Origin of the sequence: Amycolatopsis sp. NPDC098790 (assembly GCF_044759945.1) — a bacterium.
Classification (GTDB): domain Bacteria; phylum Actinomycetota; class Actinomycetes; order Mycobacteriales; family Pseudonocardiaceae; genus Amycolatopsis.
In genome coordinates, this window is the sequence record NZ_JBIWAI010000010.1 from 56228 (window position 1) to 80600 (window position 24373).

At 69.5% G+C, this 24373-nt stretch carries 25 protein-coding genes; 10 read left to right on the plus strand and 15 right to left on the minus strand.

The genetic code is table 11. The features are described from left to right. Positions 1-110 precede the first annotated feature (110 nt). Positions 111-971, minus strand: a complete 861-nt coding sequence (locus ACIQWX_RS47960; protein ID WP_400886345.1) for a helix-turn-helix domain-containing protein — start codon at positions 969-971, stop codon at positions 111-113. A 233-nt stretch (positions 972-1204) separates the two neighbouring features. Between ACIQWX_RS47960 and ACIQWX_RS47965 the strand changes: the two genes are divergently transcribed. Further along, positions 1205-2848: a hypothetical protein gene (locus tag ACIQWX_RS47965; RefSeq protein WP_400886347.1), complete on the plus strand. Its 1644-nt coding sequence runs from the start codon at positions 1205-1207 to the stop codon at positions 2846-2848. 10 nt (positions 2849-2858) lie between these two features. Here ACIQWX_RS47965 and ACIQWX_RS47970 read toward each other — a convergent pair whose 3' ends face one another. Both ACIQWX_RS47970 and ACIQWX_RS47975 read right to left on the minus strand, forming a co-directional pair. Further along, positions 2859-4928, minus strand: coding sequence for an ATP-binding protein (locus ACIQWX_RS47970; protein WP_400886349.1), 2070 nt, complete (start codon positions 4926-4928; stop codon positions 2859-2861). Positions 4929-5867: 939 nt separating this feature from the next. Then, positions 5868-6647: an NAD(P)H-binding protein gene (locus ACIQWX_RS47975; protein WP_400886352.1), complete on the minus strand. Its 780-nt coding sequence runs from the start codon at positions 6645-6647 to the stop codon at positions 5868-5870. A gap of 67 nt (positions 6648-6714) precedes the next feature. Between ACIQWX_RS47975 and ACIQWX_RS47980 the strand changes: the two genes are divergently transcribed. After that, positions 6715-7074 (plus strand): winged helix-turn-helix transcriptional regulator, encoded by a 360-nt coding sequence (locus tag ACIQWX_RS47980; RefSeq protein WP_400886354.1) that lies wholly within the window; start codon positions 6715-6717, stop codon positions 7072-7074. Here the strand turns inward: ACIQWX_RS47980 and ACIQWX_RS47985 are convergent. From ACIQWX_RS47985 to ACIQWX_RS47995, 3 genes are all read right to left on the minus strand, one after another. Then, complete coding sequence (locus ACIQWX_RS47985; protein WP_400886357.1) at positions 7053-8615, minus strand: carbohydrate-binding protein; 1563 nt, start codon at positions 8613-8615, stop codon at positions 7053-7055. The two genes, ACIQWX_RS47980 and ACIQWX_RS47985, sit on opposite strands and share 22 nt — an antisense overlap. A gap of 115 nt (positions 8616-8730) precedes the next feature. Beyond that, a complete protein-coding gene (locus ACIQWX_RS47990) occupies positions 8731-9177 on the minus strand; it encodes a nuclear transport factor 2 family protein (RefSeq protein WP_400886611.1) in 447 nt (148 codons plus the stop codon). A 5-nt stretch (positions 9178-9182) separates the two neighbouring features. Continuing rightward, positions 9183-10058 carry a TIGR03619 family F420-dependent LLM class oxidoreductase gene (locus ACIQWX_RS47995; protein ID WP_400886360.1) on the minus strand — a complete coding sequence of 292 codons (876 nt, stop codon included), beginning with the start codon at positions 10056-10058 and terminating at the stop codon, positions 9183-9185. A 147-nt stretch (positions 10059-10205) separates the two neighbouring features. Between ACIQWX_RS47995 and ACIQWX_RS48000 the strand changes: the two genes are divergently transcribed. Further along, positions 10206-11015 (plus strand): hypothetical protein, encoded by an 810-nt coding sequence (locus ACIQWX_RS48000; RefSeq protein ID WP_400886363.1) that lies wholly within the window; start codon positions 10206-10208, stop codon positions 11013-11015. Positions 11016-11079: 64 nt separating this feature from the next. Here the strand turns inward: ACIQWX_RS48000 and ACIQWX_RS48005 are convergent, their stop codons facing one another. Both ACIQWX_RS48005 and ACIQWX_RS48010 read right to left on the minus strand, forming a co-directional pair. Continuing rightward, entirely contained in the window at positions 11080-11886 is an 807-nt protein-coding gene (locus tag ACIQWX_RS48005) for an Fpg/Nei family DNA glycosylase (protein WP_400886367.1), read from the minus strand. After that, complete coding sequence (locus ACIQWX_RS48010) at positions 11886-12359, minus strand: ribose-5-phosphate isomerase (protein WP_400886369.1); 474 nt, start codon at positions 12357-12359, stop codon at positions 11886-11888. The genes ACIQWX_RS48005 and ACIQWX_RS48010 overlap by 1 nt, the downstream gene beginning before the upstream one ends. A 45-nt stretch (positions 12360-12404) precedes the next feature. On the opposite strand from ACIQWX_RS48010, the gene ACIQWX_RS48015 reads away from it, so the two are divergent. Both ACIQWX_RS48015 and ACIQWX_RS48020 read left to right on the plus strand, forming a co-directional pair. Next, a complete protein-coding gene (locus ACIQWX_RS48015) occupies positions 12405-13127 on the plus strand; it encodes a 2-phosphosulfolactate phosphatase (protein ID WP_400886371.1) in 723 nt (240 codons plus the stop codon). Beyond that, positions 13124-13933: an MBL fold metallo-hydrolase gene (locus ACIQWX_RS48020; RefSeq protein ID WP_400886374.1), complete on the plus strand. Its 810-nt coding sequence runs from the start codon at positions 13124-13126 to the stop codon at positions 13931-13933. The genes ACIQWX_RS48015 and ACIQWX_RS48020 overlap by 4 nt, the downstream gene beginning before the upstream one ends. Before the next feature lie 36 nt (positions 13934-13969). Here the strand turns inward: ACIQWX_RS48020 and ACIQWX_RS48025 are convergent, their stop codons facing one another. Further along, positions 13970-14590, minus strand: a complete 621-nt coding sequence (locus ACIQWX_RS48025) for a DsbA family protein (RefSeq protein WP_400886377.1) — start codon at positions 14588-14590, stop codon at positions 13970-13972. Between the two features lie 162 nt (positions 14591-14752). On the opposite strand from ACIQWX_RS48025, the gene pepN reads away from it, so the two are divergent. After that, entirely contained in the window at positions 14753-17320 is a 2568-nt protein-coding gene (gene pepN, locus ACIQWX_RS48030) for an aminopeptidase N (protein WP_400886614.1), read from the plus strand. A 255-nt stretch (positions 17321-17575) separates the two neighbouring features. Here pepN and ACIQWX_RS48035 read toward each other — a convergent pair whose 3' ends face one another. Beyond that, positions 17576-18064: a DUF5130 family protein gene (locus tag ACIQWX_RS48035; RefSeq protein WP_400886380.1), complete on the minus strand. Its 489-nt coding sequence runs from the start codon at positions 18062-18064 to the stop codon at positions 17576-17578. Then, positions 18051-18305, minus strand: coding sequence for a hypothetical protein (locus tag ACIQWX_RS48040; RefSeq protein WP_400886382.1), 255 nt, complete (start codon positions 18303-18305; stop codon positions 18051-18053). The genes ACIQWX_RS48035 and ACIQWX_RS48040 overlap by 14 nt, the downstream gene beginning before the upstream one ends. A gap of 278 nt (positions 18306-18583) precedes the next feature. Between ACIQWX_RS48040 and ACIQWX_RS48045 the strand changes: the two genes are divergently transcribed. Beyond that, the gene (locus tag ACIQWX_RS48045; protein WP_400886385.1) at positions 18584-18955 is read left to right on the plus strand and encodes a hypothetical protein; all 372 of its coding nucleotides are present in this window, start codon (positions 18584-18586) and stop codon (positions 18953-18955) included. A 253-nt stretch (positions 18956-19208) separates the two neighbouring features. On the opposite strand, the gene ACIQWX_RS48050 is transcribed toward ACIQWX_RS48045, so the two are convergent. Beyond that, complete coding sequence (locus tag ACIQWX_RS48050; protein WP_329044121.1) at positions 19209-19706, minus strand: HNH endonuclease; 498 nt, start codon at positions 19704-19706, stop codon at positions 19209-19211. Between the two features lie 391 nt (positions 19707-20097). Between ACIQWX_RS48050 and ACIQWX_RS48055 the strand changes: the two genes are divergently transcribed. Then, entirely contained in the window at positions 20098-21039 is a 942-nt protein-coding gene (locus ACIQWX_RS48055; RefSeq protein ID WP_400886389.1) for a mechanosensitive ion channel family protein, read from the plus strand. Positions 21040-21041: 2 nt separating this feature from the next. Here the strand turns inward: ACIQWX_RS48055 and ACIQWX_RS48060 are convergent, their stop codons facing one another. Further along, complete coding sequence (locus tag ACIQWX_RS48060; RefSeq protein WP_400886391.1) at positions 21042-21554, minus strand: hypothetical protein; 513 nt, start codon at positions 21552-21554, stop codon at positions 21042-21044. Between the two features lie 101 nt (positions 21555-21655). On the opposite strand from ACIQWX_RS48060, the gene ACIQWX_RS48065 reads away from it, so the two are divergent. Both ACIQWX_RS48065 and ACIQWX_RS48070 read left to right on the plus strand, forming a co-directional pair. Continuing rightward, complete coding sequence (locus tag ACIQWX_RS48065) at positions 21656-22057, plus strand: globin (protein WP_285985256.1); 402 nt, start codon at positions 21656-21658, stop codon at positions 22055-22057. Further along, on the plus strand, positions 22054-23604 hold the full coding sequence (locus ACIQWX_RS48070; protein ID WP_400886394.1) for a glycoside hydrolase family 13 protein: 1551 nt from the start codon (positions 22054-22056) through the stop codon (positions 23602-23604). Before ACIQWX_RS48065 ends, ACIQWX_RS48070 begins: the two co-directional genes overlap by 4 nt. Here ACIQWX_RS48070 and ACIQWX_RS48075 read toward each other — a convergent pair. Both ACIQWX_RS48075 and ACIQWX_RS48080 read right to left on the minus strand, forming a co-directional pair. Further along, positions 23601-24014: a hypothetical protein gene (locus ACIQWX_RS48075; protein WP_400886397.1), complete on the minus strand. Its 414-nt coding sequence runs from the start codon at positions 24012-24014 to the stop codon at positions 23601-23603. The genes ACIQWX_RS48070 and ACIQWX_RS48075 overlap by 4 nt on opposite strands. 70 nt (positions 24015-24084) lie before the next feature. Further along, the gene (locus tag ACIQWX_RS48080; RefSeq protein WP_400886399.1) at positions 24085-24333 is read right to left on the minus strand and encodes a hypothetical protein; all 249 of its coding nucleotides are present in this window, start codon (positions 24331-24333) and stop codon (positions 24085-24087) included. Positions 24334-24373 lie beyond the last annotated feature (40 nt).

The window sequence follows — 24373 nt, forward strand, 5'->3', positions numbered from 1 at the left end:
GAGCTACCCGATGCTACCCTCTTTTGTAAAGCTTTTGGTTCCACTCAAGAAACTACGCACGTCGCCAGTGGGCCGAACTGGCGACGTGCGCCAAGTGGTGCGCTATTCGGCTATCGCTGGGAACGGATGCGCCCAATCGTGGCTTCCAGTTCGCTCGCTGGGGAACTGTGTTTCGAGCTCTTCACGCGGTCGAAGGCGTCCAGGTACCGGCCGACCTCGTCGGGATCGGTCCGGGCCAGTACCACCGCGCCGGGCTGGTCAAGGTACACGACGTGCTCCTGGCCAGGCAGGTCGAAGATCGTGAATGAGTTCTGCATCCCGTCGGTCACGCCGCGGCCCAGCAGAGCCACTTGGATGGAGACATTCGACAGGCGGTTCAGCTCACACAGGAAGTCGAGCTGCTCCCGCATCACGTCCTCCGAACCGACGGTCCGGCAGATCAGCGCCTGGTCCAAGACGAACTTCGCGTCGAGAGGGTCAGCCGCGGTCAGCAGGCGCCGGCGTTCCGTGCGCATGACGACCGCGCGCTCGGTGGCGTCCTCTGTGGCGTCGAAGGCGGCGCCGATGGCGCGGATGTAGGCCGGGGTCTGCAGGATCCCGGGGACGACGAACGATTGGTACTCGCACATGCTCGCCGCGGCGGCTTCGACCGCGATGTAGTTGATCAGCTCCGGGGTCACATACGGCCGGTGATCGTCCCACCAGGCTTTTTCCCGTGACTCGCGAGCGGCGTCGGAGAGCCGCTCGATGACCGCGAGGTCCACGACCCCGTAGCGGGCGAGCAGGGCCTTCAGGTCGGTGATCGACAGGCCGACAGTGCCGCCTTCGATGCGGATCACCTTGGAAAGAGACCATTCGAGGTCGGCCGCGACCTGTTTCTGGGTCAGTCCGGCCGCGCCGCGCAGCCGGCGCAGTTCGGCCAGGAGGCCGCGCTGCGCGGCGACGGGATTGCGTCCCCCGGGCGTGCTCAACCGCTTCTCCACTAGTCTGAGATGGTCACCGCCTGCTAGCTTATCGACGTGTGAGCCCATTGCCAGTTGCAGGTCAGCCAGGTGGCGATCTGCCGTAGGTCTCTAGTAGTACCATCTGCTACTCGCAGTAGCAATAGTTGATCTCAAGCCACACGATCGGGGCATGGCGAGTGGGTGGTCGGAACGACGACCGTGACAGACGAACGCTGCAGTCGCCGTTCTCGGTGCTCGTCGTGGTCAGAACGTTCACGGAGCTCGACCGGGTGCGCACCCTCCGGGAAGCCTTGCACCCGGAGAGCCCGCATATCAAGTTCGTCGTCGAAGAAGGGTCGGATTTCGCCCGGGGCTTGGGGTCTCACATCGAGAAGATCGGCCACCACCTCCTAACCCGGGAAGAGGCCAAGGCCACACGATTTGACGTGATCCTGGCCGCCCACGCGACGGCGGCCCTCGGCGAGCTGAACGGGTCCGTGGTCGTTGCGCCGCACGGAGCCGGCTACAACCGGCTGGTGCCGTCGTCGACCGAGAGCGACGAGCACCCGACCGGCCTGGCGCCGATCCAGCTGACCACACCCTCCGGTGAGATCATCCCGCAGGTGATCGTCATGTCCCACGAGGACCAGATCGCGCTGCTGGCGGCGAGCGTGCCAGGCGCGGTCGGTCGGGCGGTGGTGGTCGGTGATCCGGTGTTCGACCGGATCGTCGCCTCGAAGAAGAGGCGGGAAGAGTTCCGGGATCGCTTTAAGGTCCGGCCCGGGCAGAAGCTCGTCGCCGTTACCTCGACGTGGGGCAAGAACGCCACTATGGCGACCGCGAAGCGGCTGATCCAGCTTCTCCTGGGGCAGCTGCCCATGGACCAGTACAGGGTGCTGCTAATCATGCACCCGAACATCTGGTCGGCGGACTCGCCAGCGGCGGTCAAGGACAAGCTGCGGGACGAACTCGACAGCGGGCTGGTGATCGTTCCGCCGCGGACCCCGTGGGAAGCAGGTCTGATCGCGGCCGACATCACACTGGGTGATCACTCGTCACTCTCGATCTACGCGGCGTCGATCGGGTGCCGTTTTCTGCTCGCTTCCGACGGGAGAGAGGAACTGGTGCCGGATTCGCCCCTGGCGCGGCTCTGCGCGCAGGCGACCATGCTCGACGTGGACGGCGACCTCCGCCGGCAGATCGAGGACCACCTCTCCCTGCCTCCCCGGTTTTCCGCCGATGAGATCGCGAGCACGATCTTTCAGGAGAAGGGGAAGTCCTGGGCGAACCTGCGTGCCGTCGTGCGAGGCGCGGCGGGACTTCCTGATCTCGCGGAGCCGCCCCGGATGACGCCGGTCGACGACCCGGAGCCCGACTTCGGCCGCCGGACGACGAACTGGCTCGCCACCGCGACATTCGGTGCGAGCGGCCGGACCGGAACCGACAGGGTCCACATCGAACGGTATCCCGGCGTCGTCGCCAGGACAGGGCTCTACCCTGAGGCCTGGCAAGTGGCCGATCACGCCGAAGTGGACAACGCGCGGACGCTCGGCTGCGAGATCCTCCTGCACACGCACCCGCTCGACCGGGTGGCGGGCGAGAAGTGGGCGGTCGAGGTCCTCGGGACCGAAGATGAGCACGGCACGGCGGGGGCCGAGGTGCCTTCCGTGGTACGCAGCGCCGGCTTGGCCGCCTACCGCCACGCGGGTGGATGCGCGATCCGGTTCGTCCGCGGGGTCTCCGATGGTCCGCGGCTCGAAACCGATACGGCGGACGTGTTCTCCGCGGCCGTGGTGCTGTACCGCCTGTGGTACGACGGGCATCCCCTGGACCGGCCGGGCACCATCAGCTACTGCTACCGGGACGGCGAGATCGAGAAGTTCTGCTACCGTCCGTCCCGGTGAACCCCGGCGCTCACGGCCGTTCCTCATCCAGCAGGCTCTTGGCCACGTGGACCAAGGGACTTCCAGCAGCCTCGTACAGCTGGACGAGCCGCTCGGCGGAGTCGTGCAGCAGTTCCCGGTCGTTGTCGTGCTGGGCGACCTTCACGAGAATCTCCAGGGCCTGGGCTTCCTTCACCGGTAGCTGGTTGCTGCGGGTCGTCAGCACCGCGGAGCCCAGCACCGACCGGGCGTCGTCGAAGCGCGCGAGGCTCTCGTAGGCGCTCCCGAGGGCGATCCCTACCTTCGCCGTGCACATGCTGTCCTGGATGCGCTCCGCGATGGTCATAGCCTCGGTGAGCGTGCGCAGGCCATCGTCCGTGCGACCGGCCTGGACCAGCATGTCCCCCAGCTGGTAGGTCTGGATGACCACACCGCGATCACTGCCCAGCTGGTGGTTGAGATCGCGTGCTCGCCGGAGGTTCGCTTCCGAGGCGTCGAACCTTCCCAGTGCTCGGAAGAGCAATCCTCGCGATTCGAGAACGACCGCTTCCGAACGCAGGTCGCCTTGGGCGACCGAGATCGCCGCCGCCAGCTGTTCGTCGGCGGATTCGAAATCGCGCAGGTCGATGAACGCTCTCGCGAGCTGGTTGCGAATCCGGGCTTCGGCCGGACGGTTACCGCACCGACGGGCTCCGTCCACGCCGAGCCTGTGCGTGTCCACCCAGTCCGAGTAGACCTTCATGTTGTAGTAGAAGGCCCACAGCGATTCGCAGAACATCCACACCGTCTCGTACATCTCGAGACGCCAGGCTTCGTGCACGGCGGCCAGCAAGTTGGACTGCTCGGCGGAAAACCAGGCCATGGCCGACTGACCGGTGAACTCCGGATCGGATTCGGCGCGATCACGATCGGAGACCCGCCAGCGGCCTTCGCCCATCACCGCCCGATCGGCTGCGGCGGCCGCTCGGGCGTACCACTCGACCATGAGCCGCACGGCGACGCCGACAGCCGGCGTCGATTCGTCGCGTTCGACCATGGTCCGCGCGTGCAGGTGGACCAGATCATGAAAGCGATAACGGTCGTCGCCGGATTCCTGGACGAGGTTCGACGTCAGCAGCACACCGAGCAGACCGTCAGCGGTGTTCGTGGTCAGACCGGCCATCGCCGCCGCCGTTTCCAGAGAAAACCGTGGACCGGGATGGAGCCCCAGCAACCGGTACAACCTGCGGGCTCCCTCGGGCAGTTCGCTGTATGCCGCGTCGAACATGGCCCGGACCCCGTCCTCACCCTCGAACGCCAGTCTTTCCAGCCGTTGCCGATCGTCCTGCAGGTAGCGTATCAGTCGTGGTATAGACCACTGTTTGCGCATTGTGAGCTGAGCGCCGGCCACGCAAAGGGCCAGCGGAAGCCCGCCGCACAACCGGACGAGGTCGCCGATGCACGCGTGGTCGTCGGTGTGCAGAGCGGGAAGTATCTCGGCGATCAGCTGCCGACCGTCCGGTGCCGTCAGCGGATCGACATCGATGAATTCGGCACCTTCGGTGATGAGGCCGCCGAGCTTGCGGCGGCTGGTGACCAAGACGACGCTCGCGCTGGAGCCTGGGATCAACGGACGCACCTGGGCGGCCTGGTCCGCATTCTCGAGCACGACCAGCAGCCGCTTGGTCAACGTCCGGGACCGGAACATGGCGGCGCGTTCCGGGAACGACGACGGCACGTAGTCCTCGCGGACGCCGAGGCCGCGGAGAAAGCTGCCGAGCACCTCGGACAGTTCGACACCGCCGGGACGCCGGTAGTCGGCGAGGTTGACGTACAGCTGACCTTCGGCGAAGCGGTCGCGGTAGTTGTGCGCCCACGTCAATACGGCCGCGGTCTTTCCGACACCGCCGAGTCCGCTCAACGCGATCACGGTCGCGCGGCCGTGGCTCGCTCCGGTCACCTTGTCCGAAATCGTCGACAGTTCACTGGTGCGGTTGACGAACAATGGTGGTGGCGGTGGAAGCTGCTGCGGGATCTCGCGCAGCTGCGCGGGTCCCGCTGGTCTGCGAGTACGATGAGTGATCGGTACTGGAAGCCTCTCCGGCTCCGTCTCAGCGCTCATTCGCTCGCTCCCCGCCGAGTGACTTCAACGCCGTCCGACGATCTGGAGCCTCCCACCCTACCGTGCTTCGGTGGTCGCTCTCCAGGGTCGATCCCATTTGCCGGAACATAACCCACCCTGGGTAGCACAACAAACAGAGATCCGCGCATTTGCGCCGGTCTCATTGCCCCATCGTGGTCACCGTTCAGGGCAAAAGGGGCAGCTGCGTGCCGACGGGCTGCGGTAACGCAGCGCTTCCCACCATGTCCGCCAGCCACTCGTGAGCGTTCACTTGAGTCACACCTCTGGCCCGGGCGTTCGTCGTCACGTCGCTCCAGGGTAACCCTTTTCCCTGAGAAGGTGCACGTGCATAGGCGTGAGCACGCAAACCGATGCGCGATGACGCACTCCTTTCGGGTGGACCAGGCCGCGCTATCGGCGGTGCGCGATCGCGGATTGCAGTGGATTAGTGCACACCATAGAGGCTGAAGAGGGGTCCCAGACGGTGGACGCGCTGACCTCGTTCGGGTGGCATCCATGGCGCTCACGCCTTCTGAGTGTCCTTCGGGGAGGGGATGGTGGTCATGAACCTGGAGTCGCGCCGCGTCCGGTTGTTGCTACAGCGATTACAGTGAGGAACCGAAGCTTGACTGCGTGGAGTCAGTGTCGCGCGGGGAAAGTGAAGTCCGGAACACCTCGATGAGAATCCCGGCAGACCCTAGATGTTATCTTATTGATACATGTTCGTGCCTTGAGCGTAATAAACAGTCGGGTTGGCGGCGACCAGTTCACAGCTTCGAAGTCACCGTACTCGAGGTGATCGAATCCGTCAGAAGGTTGATGACATTTCGCTTCGAAAATCGCGACTGCCGTGATCTGTCGATGAGGAGATCGCTGCTCGGTGAAGGAGCCCGCGCACCACCGGCTCGCCCGTCCCGACGTCTACATAGGACAGCTTGGTCACTTGAACGCCACCGCGTTCCTGGCCACCCACTCCGAGAAGGGACGCGGTGGGCGGCCCAGCACCCTTGCCACGTCCGGGCTCACCCGCTGCTCCGCCGGCGACGGTGTCCCCAAGATGTCCAGTGTTGCCTCCGCCACCTCGGGCGGCATGAACTCAGTGAATGAAGAAAGCGCTTCCGCGCGCGTTTGCGCGATGAACCGCACCGGCTCGCCCAGTGCCTCTCCGATTGCCGCCGCCTGGTCGCGAGGGGAAACCGACACCGGGCCCGTCAGTTCGTACGTGCGGCCTGCGTGCGAGGCGTCCAGGAGCGTCGCCGCTGCCACCTCTGCGATGTCCGACGGGTCGATCAGCGGCAAGCCCACGTCGCCGAACGGGGCCGCCAAAGAACGGGATGACCGCACGCTTTCCGCCCACTGCAACGCGTTCGATGCGAACCCACCCGGGCGCAACACCGTCCACTGAAGACCCGAGCCGCGCACTTCGTCCTCGAACAACGACGGGTGACGGCCGGTTCCGACACCCTGCGACGACAGCAGCACGACACGCGCGCCGTCGATCTGGTCCAGTACCGGCGCAAGCGGCCCCCGGAACCCCGGCGGCAGCAGCAAGAACACCGCCGACGCCCCCTCGAAAGCCGGACGCAACGTTGCCGCGTCCGTCAAGTCGGCCGGTACCGGCCCGCGGCGGGACACCGGCCGGACCTCCTCGCCCGCCGACTCCAAAGCCGCCACCAGCGGCCGTCCGATGTTGCCCGTAGCTCCCGTTACGACGATCATGGGAACGACGCTACATTCCGACGTATAGTAGGTACCTAGAGGAAAGTAATGGCTGGAGGCGCCGAAAGTGACCGGAACCACACCCGAGCTGGCCTGCCCGATCGCTCCCGTGGTCGACATCGTCTTCAGCCGGTGGACCACGCCGATCCTGTGGACGCTCAACGAATACGGGCGTCAGCGGTTCGTCGAACTCGAACGCCGCATCGCCACCATCACCCCGAAAGTGCTCACCCAACGACTTCGGCAGATGGAACGCGACGGCCTGGTCACGCGGACCTACCACGCCGAAGTCCCGCCGCGCGTCGAGTACGAGATCAGCGAACTCGGGCGCAGCCTCGGCCCGCTCTTCGCCAGCCTCGCCGACTGGTCGCCCAACCTCGACAAAGTCGAAGCCGCGCGACAGGCCTACGACGCCAAGTCGAGGTAGTCCAGGTTCGCCGGGCCGTCGGCCGTCGTCGCCGTCAAGCGGACCGTGTGCGGGCCCGCGCCCAATGCCACCGGACGCGACACCGTGCTCCACGTCGTCCACGCGCCGGTCGGTGGGAACGGCACACCCGTGGCGACGACCGTGCCGTCCACTGAAATGTCCACCGGGCGCGTCGCCGTTGTGCCGTTCGCATAGCCGAACGTCAGCGCCGAAGCCGGTCCCGTCACCTGCCACTCGACGTAGCTGCCGGCCGCGTTCGCGCCGTTCGCGAAGCCCGTTCCCGAGAACCCCGCGTGGTTCGAGTCGACCGTGCCGCCCGCCGACAGCGAAGCCGCCTCGGCCTCGTAGCGAGAAGTACCCGAGGAGACGCGGTACAGCACCGTCGCGTGCGAGGGCACCGACGCGCTGATCGTTCCCGACGTCGTGCGGACGGCCTTGCTCCACAAGTCCTTCAGCGTGTACGACGGCGCGCTGCCGATCCCCGTCGCCGACGCGGTGGTGCTGATCGTGGCCGTGGCGGCGGTTTCGTTGGACAGCGCCACCGCGCGGTCGCCGTTGGCCAGGACCTTGCTGTAGACGACGAGCCCGGCGTCGGCGCGCAGCACCGTCGCCTGCTTGCCCAGCGGGTCCTGGTCGAGCGCGATCACGTCGGTGTTCTTGAGGATCGAGAAGCTGTCGTCGGACGCCTTGCGCAGGTCGCTGCCGATGAGCAGCGGCGCGGCCATCATCGCCCAGAGGCTGAAGTGCGTGCGGTACTCCGCCGCGGTCATGCCGCCGTTGCCGACCTCCAGCATGTCCGGGTCGTTCCAGTGCCCGGGACCGGCGTACTGCGCGAGGCCGCGGTTGGCCTGCGCCTTGCCGATCATGCTCGACCACTTGTCGGAGATGTCACCGGTGGTGCGCCACAGGTTGCCGACCGGTGCGGCCCACGTCCACGGCTTGTTCTGGCCCCATTCGCAGATCGAGTACGCGATCGCGCGGCCGGACTTCGCGAGCGCGTCCCGCATCGCCTTGTACCGCTGCTGCGCGTCGACGCCCTGGTTGTTGCAGTTGTCGTACTTCAGGTAGTCGACGCCCCAGGAGGCGAAGAGGTTCGCGTCCTGCTGCTCGTGGCCGAGCGCGCCCGGGAAGCCCGCCTTGTTGCACGTGTGCGTCCCGGCGCTGGTGTAGATGCCGAACTTCAGCCCCTTGCCGTGGACGTAGTCGGCGAGCGCCTTGATGCCGTGCGGGAAGCGCGCCGGGTCCGGGACGAGGTCGCCCTTCGCGTCGCGGTCCGGCAGCGCCCAGCAGTCGTCGATGTTGACGTACGTGTAGCCGGCGTCCTTGAGGCCCTTGCTCACGAAGATGTCGGCGATACCTCTGATCATTGTTTCGTTGAAGTCGGCCTTGCACTGCGTGGAGTTCCAGTTGTTGAACCCCATCGGCGGCGTGCGCAGGAGCCCGTTCTCCAGCGCGGAAGCCGGGGTTTGACCGAGCACGGTGCCGCTGGCCGCGAGCGCGAACGCGGCCGCCGCGACCGCCGTGCGCCGAAGGAAGGACATGCTTGCTCCCTGGTGAGACGTCGGAGGTCTACACCAGTTAGTAAAGAGTCCTGCCTAACCGGAGGTCAAGAGATCATGTATCAGATATGAAATTCGGTTTCCGCTGGCCGGGACGCTAGTCCGTTACCTGCCGGGCGGTCGCCATCGCGCGCTCGGTCTCCCAGAACGCCCGCATCGATGTGATCAGCCCGTCTTCACCGACGCGGTAGACGAACACCCCGTCGGTGTCGACGCGGTAGCCGCCCGGCAGGTACGTCGTGATCGTGCCGACGTTGGCGCACTCGTCGCCCGCCGCGTGCGAGTCGCGGATCGTGAACTGGAAGCGCTCGACGTTGGCGATCGTCTTGTCCCAGAACGCGCTGATCCCGTCGCGGCCGTGGTGCCCCTTGCCCTCCTCGTCGAAGAACGACGGCCCGACGGGGTCTTCGACGACGCCGTCCGGAGCGAAGAGCGCCAGCCACGCCTCTTTGTCCCCCGCCGTCACCGCGGTCATCGACGCGAACGCCGCGCGCCGCGCGGGCGGCTGCTCCGCCGCCGTGTCCCAGCTGACCTGCACGCCCACGTCAGTCACCCCTCGAACTTCGCGATGATCTCGGTGCCGAACTTGCGGATCGCTTCGAGCTTCGGCTCGACCGGCGCGTCGAACCCGACGCCGTCGAACACCCACGGCATCGTGATGACGTCGGTGACGCCGACCTCGGCCTGCTCGCGGTAGCCGTTGAGGCCGAACTTGTCGATGCAGACGGCCTGGTACTCGAACGGGTCGTCGGCGCGGCCGCGCTCGGCCAGCAGCTCCTTGATGCGCGCGATGGTGTCGCGCAGTTCCTCGAGCTTCATCATCGCCGAGGACCAGCCGTCGGCGACGCGAGCCGCGCGCTTCAGCGCGACCTCGGTGTGGCCGCCGATGTAGAAGGGCACCCGCGACGGCGGCGCCGGGCTCATCTGGATCTTGTCGAAGTCGTAGAACTCGCCGTGGTACTCGACCATCCCGCCGTCGAGGATCAGCCGGAGGACGTCGATGGCCTCGTCGACGCGCTTGCCGCGCCGCTCGAACGGGACGCCGCAGTACTCGAACTCCTGCGGCAGCCAGCCGACGCCGAGCCCGAGGCCGAACCGGCCGCCGGTCAGCACGCTCGCCGAGCCGACCTGGCGCGCCAGCAGCACCGGGTTGCGCGAGCCGAGCTTGAGCACGGACGTGTAGAAGTGGATCCGGCTCGTGACCGCGCCCATCGCGGCGGTCGCGACGAGCGGATCCACCCAGGGTGTCTCCGCGGTCCAGAACCGGCTGCCGTCGGGGGTGTACGGGTAGTCCGTGTCCACCGTTTCGGCGTAGAAGAGCGAGTCCGGCAGGGCGATGGAGGCGAAGCCGGCCTCTTCGGCGGCCCGGGCGAGCTCGCCCAGCTGATCGAGGGGGTTCATCGCGATCGACAGGGTGAACTTCATGGTGTCGAACTATAACGTGTTCTAGTTTCTTCGGCCAGCTCTCACGGTGTGCCGGATCACTCGCCGGGAACCCTGCGCGTAGCGTCCGCGTTGTCCGGTTCAAAGGTGACTACCGGTCACCGAGCCCCGAACTTCTGGGAGTGGTCCATGGGCACCGCGATCTTCCTGATCGTGCTCGTCGTCGTGATCGTCGGTGGCGGCCTCTATTTCTCGCGGCAGCGCGCCGCGGCCCGGCAGCGGGAGCTCGACGACGCCAAGGCGGATGCCCGGCGCCTGGTCGAGCGGCTCGGCGGCCAGGTACTCAACCTCAGCGGCAACGACACCGCGTCGATGCAGGCGATGGCCGACGCCGCCGAGCGCTACAACGCGGCCGGTTCGCAGATGGAACAGGCCCGCACGATCGAGCAGGCCCGGCTGGTGAAGGACACGGCCGTCGAAGGCTTGTACTACGTCCGCGCCGCGCGGGTCGCGATGGGCATGGACCCCGGCCCGCAGCTGCCGGAGGAGGCCGAGCGCGAGCGCGCCGGCAAGGTCACCGAGCGCCGCGACGTCGACGTCGAGGGCCAGCACTACGCGGCCTCGCCGGACGCCGGTCAGGACACGCCGTACTACTACCCGGGCGGCCGCGTGGCCGGGCGGCCGGTGCCGCAGGGCTGGTACAGCGAGCCGTGGTGGAAGCCCGCGCTCGTCGCCGGTGCCTGGGGCCTCGGGTCGATGTTCCTCTTCAGCGCGATGTTCTCCGGCATGGGCGGCATCGCCAGCGCCTCGGCGTGGGAGTCGGGCTACGACGCGGGCCAGCAGGACGCGCTCGAATCCGGTGACGCGGGCGGCGACGGCGGCGGCGACATGGGCGGCGACGGTGGCGGCGACATGGGTGGCGGCGACTGGGGCGGCGGCGGTTTCGACGGCGGCGGCTTCGACGGTGGAGGCTTCGACGGCGGCGGTTTCGACTTCTGACGCGCGTCCGCACGTAGTGAATGACTCATTCATGTCGCCTGGCGACATAAATGAGTCATTCACGTCAGTTCTGGCAGCTGGGGCACCAGTACAAGTTGCGGCCCACCAGCTCCGAGTTCGCCACCGGCGTCCCGCACACCAGGCACGGCTCGCCGGCCCGGCGGTAGACGTAGACCTCGCCGCCGTGGCGGTCGACCCGCGCCGCGCGGCCCATCGCCTCCGGCAGGTGCTCGGGCCGGACCGTGTCGATGCGGCCGACGCGGACGCCGTCGCGCATCAGGACCACCAGGTCGGCCCACATGTCTTCCCACAGCCCGCGGTCCAGCGCGCGGCCCGGGGTCAGCGGGGCGACGCCGTGGCGGAACAGCACCTCGGCGCGGTACACGTTGCCGACGCCCGCCAGCACCGCCTGGTCCATCAGCAGCGCCGCGATCGACGTCTTCGAGCGTGAAATGCGCTCCCACGCCTGCTCGGGCTTCGCGTCGCGGCGCAGCGGGTCCGGCCCGAGCCGGGCCTTGATCGCGTCGGCCTGGTCCGGCGAAAGCAGCTCGCACCGCGTCGGCCCGCGCAGGTCCGTCCAGTGCGTCTTCCCGGCCAGCCGCAGCCGGACCTGGCCCACCGGCTCCGGCGCGGGCAGCGGCGATTCGCCGAACGTGCCGTAGAGGCCCAGGTGGATGTGCACGATCCCAACCGGGCCGTAGTCGTGGAACAGGTGCTTGCCGTACGCCTGCGCGCCGACGAACACCCGACCGTCCAAACGGGACGCCTCGGCGGCGAACCGGCCCTGCGGGCTGCTCACCGCGACCGGGGCGCCGGCGTACCGGCGCTTGTGCAGCCGCGCGAGCCGGTGGAGCGTGTGCCCCTCGGGCATCAGGCCTCCGGCAGCGCCGGCGGCGTCCCGGTGCGCTCGTAGTCCAGCAGCTGCTGCACGCGGCGGGCGTGCCGCTCCTCCGGCGAGACCTCGGTCGCCAGGAAGGCTTCGACGATCTCGGTGGCCTGCTCGGCGGTGTGCATCCGGGCGCCGACGCCGATCAGCTGGGCGTGGTTGTGCTCGCGGCACAGCTGGGCGGTCTCGACGCTCCACGCGAGGCCGGCGCGGGCGCCGGGGACCTTGTTGGCGGCGATCTGCTCGCCGTTGCCGGAACCGCCGACCACGATGCCGCGGCTGCCTTCGTCGGCCACGACGCGCAGCGCCGTCTCGACGCAGAAGGCCGGGTAGTCGTCGGCCGCGTCGTAGACGTGCGGACCGATGTCGGTGACCTCGTGGCCCTGCTTCTCCAGGTGAGCCACCAGGTGGTTCTTCAGCTCGTAACCGGCATGGTCGGATCCCAAGTAGACACGCACGGCTGGGAGTCTGCCACCAGGTCCGGTTTCGGGCATGCTCCGGGGGTGGGCATCTGGGAGCAATCCGGCTACGACGTCCGGCTCGACTGGGGCAGCGAAGGCGTGGCCGCGCTCGGCCGGGAATGCGCCGTGCTGGTCGTCGTCGACGTGCTTTCCTTCGGCACCACCACGGATCTCGTGGTCGGGCGCGGCGGGCGCGTGCTGCCGGTGCGGTGGCGCGACGAACGCGGGGTGGCCCAGGCGCGGGCGGCCGGCGCGGTCGTCGCGGGCGAGGGCGCGTTCACCCTCCGGCCGTCTTCTGTGACGGAGATCCCGCCCGGCACGCTGCTCGCGCTCCCCTCGCCCAACGGCGCCACGCTGTGCGACGCCGCCGCGGCGACCGGCGCGCACGTCCTCGCCGGCTGCCTGCGCAACGCCTCCGCCGTCGCCGCGAAGGCGCACGAGCTCGGCGGCCCGGTTGGGCTGATCGCCGCCGGGGAACGCTGGGGTGTGGACATCTTCGGCGACGGCGAGACGTTCGGGCCGCTGCGCCCCTGCGTCGAAGACCAGACGGGCGCCGGTGCGATCGCCGCCGCCCTGGCCGAGCTGGGTCTGAAGCTGTCGCCCGAAGCCGCGCTCGCCGCGCGGTCGGTGGACGTCGAAGCCCTGGCGACGTGCGTCTCCGGCCGCGAGCTGACCGAGGCGGGCCACGGCGGCGACGTCGCCCTGGCCTCCCGGCTCGACGTGAGCGATGCTGCCCCGATGCTGCGCGAAGGAGTACTGGCATGACCGGCCGCTGGATCGAGGTCGCCGACGGCGTGCACGCGCGCCGCTACGAGGAGCTGGACCTGACCGTCGGGCTGGTGCTCGGCGCCGACCGCTGCCTGGTCGTCGACACCCGCGGCGACCTGGAGCAGGGCGCCGAGCTGGCCGCGGCGGTCCGCGAGCTGACGCCGCTGCCGTGGGCGGTCGCCTACACGCACGCGCACTTCGACCACACCTGGGGCACCGAAGCGTTCGGCCCGTGCGCCGTCTGGGCCCACGAAGGCTGCCGCGCCGAACTGGCCGAGTCCGCCGAGGACGACCGGGCGAAGTGGATCGCCTACTACCGCGAACAGGGCAAGGCGGACACCGCCGACGCGATCGCGCGCACCACGTTCGTCGCGCCGGACCACCTGTTCACCGACCGGACCGAGCTCGACCTGGGCGGCCGGACGGCCGTCCTGCTGCACCCCGGCCGCGCCCACACCGGCCACGACGTCGTCGTGCACGTGCCGGACGTGGACGTCCTCTTCGCCGGCGACGTCGTCGAGAACGCCGAGCACGGCTTCAGCGCGTTCTCCTTCAGCGCCGGCTCGGACCTGACGGCCTGGCCGGACACGTTCGACCGGCTCCTCGAGCTGCGGCCGCGGGTGATCGTGCCCGGCCACGGCGACCCGGTGGACGCCGACTTCGTTCGCTACCACCGGCACGGCCTGCACGAGCTGATCGCGCTCAAGGCCGCCATGGGCCGCGGCGAGACGACCGAGGTGGCCGCCGTGGCAGCCTCCCGCTACCCCAGCGACGTCACCCTGGCCGCCCTCGCCACCCCCTGACGCGGCACTTTCACGTGAAAGTGCCGCCTGCGGGCCTCAGTCGAAGTTCAGCTCGCCCGTCCGGGTGCGCTTCAGCTCGAAAAAGTCCGGGTAGCTCGACAGCGCGACGGCGCCGTCGAACACCTTCAGGGCGTCTTCGCCGCGCGGGATCGAGTTGAGCACCGGGCCGAAGAACGCGACGCCGTCGATGTGGATCGTCGGGGTGCCGACGTCCATGCCGACCGGGTCCATGCCCTCGTGGTGGCTCTTCTTGAGCGCCTCGTCGTACTCGGTCGAGTTCGCGGCGTCGTACAGCTCGGCCGGCGCGCCGATGGCGGCCAGGGACTCCTTGATGACGTTGTCGAGGTCCTTGTCGCCCTGGTTGTGGTAGCGAGTGCCGAACTCGGTGTAGTAGTCGCGCAGCACCTCTTCGCCCTTGAGCTGCGACAGCGCGACCGCCACGCGCACCGGCCCCCAGCCCTTCGCCAGCTTCTGCTTGTACTCCTCGGGCAGCTCGTCGCGGCCGGAGTTCAGCACCGACAGGCTCATGATGCGGAAGTTCAGGTCGAGGTTGCGGTGCTTCTCCACCTCGAGGATCCAGCGCGAGGTGATCCAGGCGAAGGGGCAGATCGGGTCGAAGTAGAAGTCGACCTTCGTGGGCTGCTCGGCAGCGGTCATCAGGCACTCCTGTGCGAAGTCAGGTCCGGTCCCGGGGGCGGGCACACCCCCACACGACGGGCCAACACCGCCGGGCCCGGGCTTGTTCCCCATCGCCCGTCACCCCGTCCCCATGATTGGATGCGGGGAGTTGAAAACCGATACCAACGACCAGAGGTGCCTGTGCCCGCCCCCAACCTGACCCGCGACCAAGCCAAGCTGCGCGCGGACCTGCTCGACGTCACCGGATACGACATCGAGCTGGACCTCACCGACGGCCACGGCGGTCCCGGGGAGAAGACCTTCGCGTCGACGACGACCGTCCGCTTCTCGAGCGCCCGGGCCGGCGAAGACACGTGGGTCGACATCGTCGCCGACCGCGTGCACTCGGCCACCCTGAACGGCGCGGACCTCGACGTCGGCGCGTACGTCGAAGACAAGGGCATCGCGCTCGCCGGCCTGGCCGAGGCGAACGAGCTCACGGTCACCGCCGACTGCCGGTACATGAACACCGGCGAGGGCCTGCACCGGTTCGTCGACCCGGTCGACGACGGCGTCTACCTGTACACGCAGTTCGAGACGGCCGACGCCAAGCGCATGTTCGCCTGCTTCGACCAGCCCGACCTCAAGTCCGTCTACCGGCTCACCGTGATCGCGCCGAAGGACTGGAAGGTCATCTCGAACACCGCGGCCGAGTCCACCGAGGAGACGCCCGAAGGCGCCGTCCGGACGGTGTTCAAGGAGTCCGAGCGGCTCTCGACGTACCTGATCGCGCTGATCGCCGGGCCGTACGCCGAGTGGTGCGACGAGTACACCGACGAGCACAAGACCATCCCGCTGGGCGTCTACTGCCGCGCGTCGCTGGCCGAGCACATGGACGCGGACAAGCTGTTCACGGAGACCAAGCAGGGTTTCGCGTTCTACCACGAGAAGTTCGGCACGCCGTACCCGTTCTCCAAGTACGACCAGCTGTTCGTGCCGGAGTTCAACGCGGGCGCGATGGAGAACGCCGGCGCGGTGACCTTCCTCGAGGACTACGTCTTCCGCAGCCGCGTCACCCGCTACGCCTACGAGCGGCGCGCCGAGACGCTGCTGCACGAGATGGCGCACATGTGGTTCGGCGACCTGGTCACCATGCGCTGGTGGGACGACCTGTGGCTGAACGAGTCGTTCGCGACCTTCGCCAGCGTGCTCGCGCAGGCCGAGGCGACCGAGTACAAGAACGCGTGGACCAGCTTCGCGAACATCGAGAAGTCGTGGGCCTACCGGCAGGACCAGCTGCCCTCGACGCACCCGATCGCGGCCGACATCGTCGACCTGCACGCGGTCGAGGTCAACTTCGACGGCATCACCTACGCCAAGGGCGCGAGCGTGCTCAAGCAGCTCGTCGCCTACGTCGGGCTCGACCACTTCCTCGACGGACTGAAGGTGTACTTCGGCAAGCACGCCTGGGGCAACGCGACCCTGGCCGACCTGCTGGGCGCGCTGGAGGAGGCGTCCGGGCGCGACCTGTCGTGGTGGAGCGCGCAGTGGCTGGAGACGACCGGGCTCAACTCGCTGAGCCCGCGCTACGAGGTCGGCGCGGACGGGACGTTCACCTCGTTCGCCGTCGTGCAGTCCGGCGCGAAGCCGGGCGCCGGTGAGCTGCGCACGCACCGCGTCGCGGTCGGGATCTACGACGAGGACGGCTCGGGCAAGATCGTCCGGACCCAGCGCGTCGAGCTGGACGTCGACGGCGAGCGCACCGAGGTGCCGGACCTGGTCGGGCGGCCCGCGGGCAAGCTCGTGCTGGTCAACGACGACGACCTGACGTACTGCACGATGCGCCTCGACCCGGCGTCGCTGACGACGCTGATCGACCGCGTCGCCGACATCACCGAGCCGCTCCCCCGGACGCTGTGCTGGTCGGCGGCGTGGGAGATGACCCGCGAGGCCGAGCTGAAGGCCCGCGACTTCGTCACGCTGGTGCAGCGCGGCATCCACACGGAGACCGAGGTCGGCGTGGTCCAGCGGCTGCTGCTGCAGGCCCAGACGGCGCTGAACTCCTACGCCGAGCAGTCGTGGGCGGCGTCGACCGGCTGGCCGGCGTTCACCGCGCGGCTGCTGGAGCTGGTCCGCGGCGCCGAGCCGGGTTCGGACCACCAGCTGGCGTTCGTGAACTCGCTGTCGGGGTCGGTGCTGGACGACGCCACTTTGGCCGTGGTGGCCGGCTGGCTGGACGGGTCGGCGCCTTTGGAAGGTCTGACCGTGGACACGGACCTGCGCTGGCGCCTGCTGCACGCGCTGGTGGCGCACGGCAAGGCGGCGGCGTCCGAAATCGACGCCGAGCTGGCCCGCGACAACACGGCCACGGGCCGCCGCCAGGCCGAGCGCGCGCGTGCGTTGCGCCCGACGGCGGAGGCCAAGGCCGACGCGTGGCAGCGCGCGGTGTACGACGACGAGCTGCCGAACGCGGTCAGCGACTCGCTGATTTCGGGCTTCTCGCACCCGGGCCAGAAGGCGCTGCTGGGCTCGTACGTCGGGCAGTACTTCGAGGTGATCGACGAGGTGTGGCAACGGCGGTCCAGCGAGCGGGCGCAGCCGATCGCGATCGGGCTGTACCCGTCGTGGGCGGTGGCCCCGGAGACGGTGACGGCTTCGGACGAGTGGCTGAAGGGTGAGCACTCGCAGGCTCTGCGGCGGTTGGTTTCGGAGGGCCGGGCGGGGATCGTGCGCGCCTTGGCGGCGCGGGACTTCGACGCGCAGGCCTGAGTTCGGCCGGCCTGAGTTCGAGCGGCGGCGGGTCGTGCTCCGGCACGGCCCGCCCTCCCTGGGGGCTGCCCCCGCTTCCAGCGTATCGGCGGTGGCCGACGAAAAGGCCCGGACGAGCGCACGCGCGGCCCGGTTGTCCACATCACGGCGAAGATGTGGACAACCGGGCCGCTGGACATCAAAGAGCCCCGCACCAGCCGGTGCGGGGCTCTTCACGTCTACGTCAGCCGGGGTGCAGTACCCAGCGAACCACCGTCAGCGGGGCGCGGGGCCCGCCTGGTCGGACAGCATGCGCAGCGCGTTGACCAAGCCGTTGACCAGCCCGCGCACCAAATCGCCCTCCTTGAAGGACGCCACCATGCTCGCCACCGCCAGCTTGCACCCGCGGTCGGGCAGCCGGACGTACGCCGTCTTGCCCGTCACGATCTCGATCAGCTTCTCGCCCGGCGAGACCGCGATCAGGACCGAGTTCGCCGGGTCCGCCGTGGTCGAGTGCAGCTTCTCCGCCGCCACCCGGCTGTCCGCGCCCAGCTCGCCGAGGTACAGGCTGAAGTCCAGGCCCGTCTCGCGGCTCGCGAACGTCAGCGCCTCGTCGAGGCGGGCCAGCTGGCGCGTGTTGAACGGGCTCGTCGGCGCCTCGGGCTCGTACATCTTCGCGGCCGACACGCGGCCACTCGACGTCAAAGCCTCGCCGTATCCCAGTTCGGACTCGTCGACGCGCCTCGTCAGCTCACCAGTTGCCACGAGCGCCTCCCGCCGCGGTCGGGGCGCCCTCGGGCGCGCTGTTCTCGGCGCCGGCGTGCCGGTGCCCCGCGCCCACCCCTTCGGGGTTGGCGCTCCACCACATGGCCGGGTACTCCCAGGCCTGGCCGGACCGGTACCGCGGGGCGCCGGCGGACCTGCGCCGGAGCGTCAGCAGCCCGGCGAGACCGTAGATGGCCAGCGGGATCACGGCGAAGACCACGATCGTCTCGACAACGTTCACGGCGCTGAGCGTATCGGATGACCTCCGCGCCCACCGCGCGCGGCGCACTCGACCGTTCGTCGTAAGCCGAGTGCCGTCCGCCGCTTGGCTCGCGGCCACTGGAACGTTGGGGCGAAGACCGTCGGGCCGAAAGGTTGCAACTCAACGTACAGGCGGCCGCACCCGCCGCTGTCGTCTTGTCGCAGCCTTGAAATCCTCGTAGCTTTTTCACCTGTACGGGCCTTGCGCCCCGCTCCCCAGCCCCAGCAGGTAACGCACCGGTCCCAGGAGGCCTTGCCATGAACAGCGCCCACACCCCCGCACAGGCGATCACCGAGACCTTCTCGTCACCGAGCGACACCGAATTCGTGCCCGGCACCCGTGTGACGGCGGGCACAAGGGTTACCCGGGGTACACGCGTCACTCGCGGTACACGGGTGACGGCGGGCACGCGCGTCACCTGCGGCACCCGGGTGACGGCCGGCACGCGCGTCACGCGGGGTACGCGGGTCACCAGGGGCACCCGGGTCACGATGGGCACGCGCGTCACGGCGGGCACGCGCGTCACCTGCGGCACCCGGGTCACGCGAGGCACCCGCGTGACCCGCGGCACGCGCGTCACCATGGGGACCCGCGTCACCTGCCAGAGCGACTACGCGCTCGCTGCCTGAACCCGTACTCCAGGGCCGCACGCACTACCTGAACACGCGCAAGCACCCGGCTCGCCCCGGCCGCCGCACAGGCAGCCGGGGCGCCGTTATGCGTGGGCTCCGCCACCCGGAGCCCCCGAAAGAAGTCAGCGTTCTCCGGGGCTCCGCCCCGAGCCGGGGGCTCCGCCACCCGGAGCCCCCGAAAAACAGGTCAGCGTTCTCCGGGGCTCCGCCCCGAGCCGGGGGCTCCGCCACCCGGAGCCCCCGAAAGAAGTCAGGCGGCGGAGCCCAGATACGGACGCCAGAGCGGATCGGCCTCCTTGGAGTGCGCGAGCAGCCGCCAGTGCGGGCCGTGGGGCGCCCGCGGGACGACGCGCAGCCGCCAGCCGATCTCCGAGAGCAGCCGGTCCGCCTTGCGGTGGTTGCACTTGGCGCAGCAGGCGACGCAGTTGGTCCAGGCGTGAGGTCCGCCACGGCTGCGCGGGATGACGTGGTCGATCGTCTCGGCCCGCCCCCCGCAGTAGGCGCAGCGGTACCGGTCGCGGTGCATCAGCCCGGCGCGGGTGAGCGGCACCTGCGCCCGGTAGGGCACGCGCACGTACGTGCTGAGCCGGATCACCGACGGCACCGGCAGCGACACCTTGGCCGAATGCAGCTCGATGCCGCCCGGGTCGCCGTGCACCACCTCGGCCTTGCCGCACATCACCAGCACCACGGCCCGCCGCAGCGGTAGCGCGGTCAACGGCTCGAAAGTGGCGTTGAGCAGGAGCACGCGGCGCCGGCCCCAGGCCGGGGCGGCTCTACTACGCTGTCCGGGCGGGCGGTTGACTCCCCCTGGGCGGTTCCCCGCTCCGGCCGGGACGGGACCGCCGGATGCGGTACCCCCCGGATAGGCGCGCAGGACCACCTCTGGCGTCTCGTCGGCCATGGCTTGGCCGGAGGCGCCGCGGGGGCTGGGTTGTCGGTCTGGCACTCGACCACCTCCAGGGGCGTAGGCATAGTCGACCACAGAACAGGCCCCCAGCGCACGTGTGTTACAAGACGTGTCACATCCGCGCGACCCAACATCCACTTGAAGTTGGGCAGACCGACCTGATCGGAAGGATGATCGAACTCCCGTGTCCCCCTTGCTCCCCTCAGCCAAGCCGCCGTGCGTCGACGACGTGAGCACCTTCTGTCACCAGGTGTATCTGGCGACGAACAACGAGTGGCTGGCGGGTTCGGCGAACTGGCTCCTGACCAAGCCGCTCAAGATCCTGATGATCATCGTGATCGCGTTCGTCGTCCGCCTGCTCCTGCGGCGGCTGATCAACCGCGTCACCACCCTGCCGCGCGGCAGCGGGAAGCTCCCCGCCCTGCTGCGCCCCCTGCGTGAGCGCGCCCCCGAGGTGCTCGGCTCCGCCGTCATCGAACGCCGCCGCCAGCGCGCCCAGACCATCGGCTCGGTGCTCAAGTCGATGTCGACGTTCCTGATCTACGGGCTCGCGTTCATCCTCGTGCTGGGCGAGCTGGGCCTGAACCTCGGCCCGATCATCGCGTCGGCCGGCATCATCGGCGTCGCGATCGGGTTCGGCGCGCAGAACCTCGTCAAGGACTTCCTGTCCGGCATCTTCATGATGGTCGAGGACCAGTACGGCGTCGGCGACGTCGTGGACATCGGCGAGGCGACCGGCACCGTCGAGGCGGTCGGCCTCCGGATCACCACGCTGCGCGACCTCAAGGGCACGGTCTGGTACGTCCGCAACGGCGAGGTGCTGCGCGTCGGCAACTCGAGCCAGGGCTTCGCGGTCGCGGTCGTCGACGTCCCCCTCGGCTACACCGCCGACGTCGAGCGCGCGACGACCGTGCTCGGCGAAGCGGCTTCAACAGCGACGGAAAGCGACGCGCTGAAGGACAACGTCCTCGAGCCGCCGGAGATGCTCGGCGTGGAGAGCGTCAGCCCGGAGGGGCTCCAGCTGCGCCTGACCGTGAAGGTGCGGCCGGGCAAGCAGTGGGCGGTCCAGCGGGCGCTGCGTGCCCAGCTGCTGGCGGCCCTGGAAGAGGCCGGTTTCGAGCCCCCGCTCGGCCGCCTGTTCCCCAGCGCGGCGCCGGCCATCGAGAAGTGACGTCAGCCTGAGTGGTACTCGCGCAGCCCGGCGAGCCGGGCGGCCCGGTCGTGTTCGAGACCGGGGTCGTGCGCCAAGTGGTCACGCAGGTCGGCCACCACTTCGTCCCGGTCGGGGTGGTCGCTGCGCTCGACGTGCTCGAGCGTCGCGGCCACCCCGGCGGGGAACAGCAGGAAGGCGTCGAGCCCGCACGACGTGTCGAAGCTCGTGTACTTGGCTTCGCTGAGCTGCCAGACGTCCCCGGCTTCGCCGCACTCGTTCAGCAGCAGCGCCGCCAAGCCGAGGCTGTCCGCGTAACCCCAGTCGTCGTCGTGCAGCCGGATCTCCTGGTCCAGCAGGTACCGGAGGAACCCGGCGTCGGAGTCCCGGCGGTCCCGCAGCAGCAGGCCGAGGACGGCTTCCCGGGCCGCGTGGTGGGCGTCGCCGGGATCGCCGTCATCGTCGAGGACCCCGGCGAAGGCGAGCTCCTCCCACCGTTCCGGGTGGTCCCGCCAGGCGTCGAGTTCGGTGGTCACGGTCGGAAACCGTAGCCGGACGCCGTTACGCTGGGAAACGGGTTTGCGACCTACCGGAAGGAACGGGACCGGGCGTCGGGAACCCGTACCGGAAGGGCAAAATGGAAGGCGTGTCTGCAGTGAGCGAACCGGCGAACCTCTACGAAGCGGTGGGCGGCGAACCCACGTTCCGCCGGATCGTCGGGCGGTTCTACGAGGAAGTCGCGCGTGACGAGGTCCTGCGCCCGCTCTACCCCGAGGAGGACCTCGGCCCGGCCGAGGAGCGCTTCCGGCTGTTCCTGATGCAGTACTGGGGCGGCCCGCACACCTACTCCGACCAGCGCGGGCACCCGCGGCTGCGGATGCGGCACGCGCCGTTCAAGATCGGGCCGATCGAGCGGGACGCCTGGCTGCGCTGCATCCGGATCGCCGTCGACGAGGAGAACCTGGAAGAGCCGTACCGCGGGCAGCTCTGGGCGTACCTGGAGATGGCCGCGCACAGCATGATGAACAGCTTCGTATGAGACAGGACGCCTGGTGGCGAGAGGCCGTCTTCTACCAGGTCTACGTGCGCTCGTTCGCCGACTCGGACGGTGACGGCGTCGGAGACCTGGAAGGCATCCACTCCAGGCTCGGTTACCTCGAGCTGCTGGGCGTGGACGCGCTGTGGCTGACCCCGTTCTACCGGTCCCCGATGGCCGACCACGGCTACGACATCGCCGACCCGCGGGACGTCGACCCGATGTTCGGCACCCTCGGCGACTTCGACGTGCTGCTGACCGAGGCGCACAAGCGGAACATCAAGGTCACCGTCGACGTCGTGCCCAACCACACCAGCAACCAGCACGCCTGGTTCAAGTCCGCGATGGCGGCCAAGCCGGGCAGCCCGGAGCGCGACCGCTACATCTTCCGCGACGGCGTCGGCCCGAAGGGCGAGGACCCGCCCAACAACTGGGTCAGCGCGTTCGGCGGCCCGGCGTGGACGCGCGTGCCCGACGGCCAGTGGTACCTGCACCTCTTCGCCCCGCAGCAGCCGGACCTCAACTGGACCAACCCCGAGGTCGCCGCCGACCTCGAACGCACCCTTCGGTTCTGGCTCGAACGCGGCGTCGACGGCTTCCGCATCGACGTCGCGCACGGCATGGCCAAGCCGCCCGGCCTGCCGGACATGGACCCGCGCGCGAACGCGCTCGGGCCGAGCCACTACTACGACCCGCGCTGGGACCACGACGGCGTCCACGAGATCCACCAGATGATCCGCAAGGTGCTCGACGAGTTCCCGGACGCGATGGCCGTCGGCGAGATCTGGGTGACCGACGAGGAACGCCTGTCGCGCTACCTGCGGCCCGACGAGCTGCACCTCGCGTTCAACTTCCGCCTGGTGCTCACGCACTTCGACGCCGACGCCATGCGCACGGCCATCGAGCGCTCCCTGACGGTCCCGGCCCGCACGGGCGCGCCGGCGACGTGGACGCTCGGCAACCACGACGTCTGGCGGCAGGTCAGCCGCTACGGCGGCGGGGCGGCCGGCGTGCGGCGCGCGCGGGCGATGGCGCTCGTGGAGCTGGCCCTGCCGGGCGCGGTGTACCTGTACAACGGCGAAGAGCTGGGGCTGGCGAACGTCGAGCTGGCGCCGTCCGACATGGCCGACCCGCGCGCGAAGACGAGCGGCGCGGAGTTCGGCCGCGACGTCTCCCGCGTGCCGCTGCCGTGGGAGGGCGACCTGCCGCCGTTCGGGTTCTCACGCAACCCGCGGACGTGGCTGCCGATGCCGCCGGCGTGGTCCGGGCTGACGGTCGAGAAGCAGATCGAGGACGCGGATTCGACGCTTTCCCTGTACCGGCAGGCGATCGAGCTGCGCAAGACGCATCCGGCGTTCGGCGGCGACGAGCTGGAGTGGTACGGCGCCCCGGCCGGTTGCTTCGCGTTCCGGCGCAAGGGCGGTGGGCTGGTGTGCGCGTTGAACACGTCGGCGTCGCCGATCGCGCTGCCGCCGGGTGAGGTGCTGCTGTCGAGCAGCCCGCTGGTGGAGGGCAAGCTGCCGGCGGATTCGGCCGCCTGGCTGGTTTAGAGCGGCACCCACCGGCCGGGCTTGACGACGTCGGCCGGCTCGGGGGCGGGGCCGCGCGCGAGCTGGTTGACGCGCTGGTGCGACAGGCCGAGCAGGTCGGCGATCGCGCGCTGCGAGAGCTGGCCGTTCAGCGTGGAGACGAGCCGGGCGCGGACGCCTTCCCGCCACTCGGCGACGTCCTCGGCGATCCGGTGCGCCTCCTGGTACTGCAGGACGAGGTCGGTGGCGTCCTGGTCGTCGAACTCGTAGCGCCAGCGGAGGTAGAACCGCTCGGGTGGGAGGCCGGTCAGGTTCGCGATGATCTTGCGCATGCCCGGGTCGACGTCGGGGAACCGCTTGAACTCGCCCGCGGCTTCGACGCCGTCGGCCGCCTTCGCGATCCACTGGCCGGCCTCGCGGGTCACGGTCACGGTGAACGCCGGAAACCTCATCGCTCGCCTCTCGCCGTCCCTCCCACGGGAAGGCGCGGACTCTAGCACGTCAGCCGCTTTGGTCGCCCGAGCCGTCGTCGAACGCGCCGCTCGCGAGCCACGCGACGAGCGCAGCGGCCTGGAGGTAGGGCGCGGCTTGGGCGGCCGCCCGGCCCGCCGCTCGCGCGCGGCCCCACCTCTCAGGACGCTCGGCGCGCTCCGGCGCCTGCTCCCCCGGCGGACGGTCGCGCCGCCACGGCGTCTCCTCGGCGCGGACACCGTCGAGGAACTCCGCGGTCGGGTCGTCGTCCGGGGGCATGCTTCCAGGGTGCCACCGCCCGGTGAAGAGCGGTGGCCGC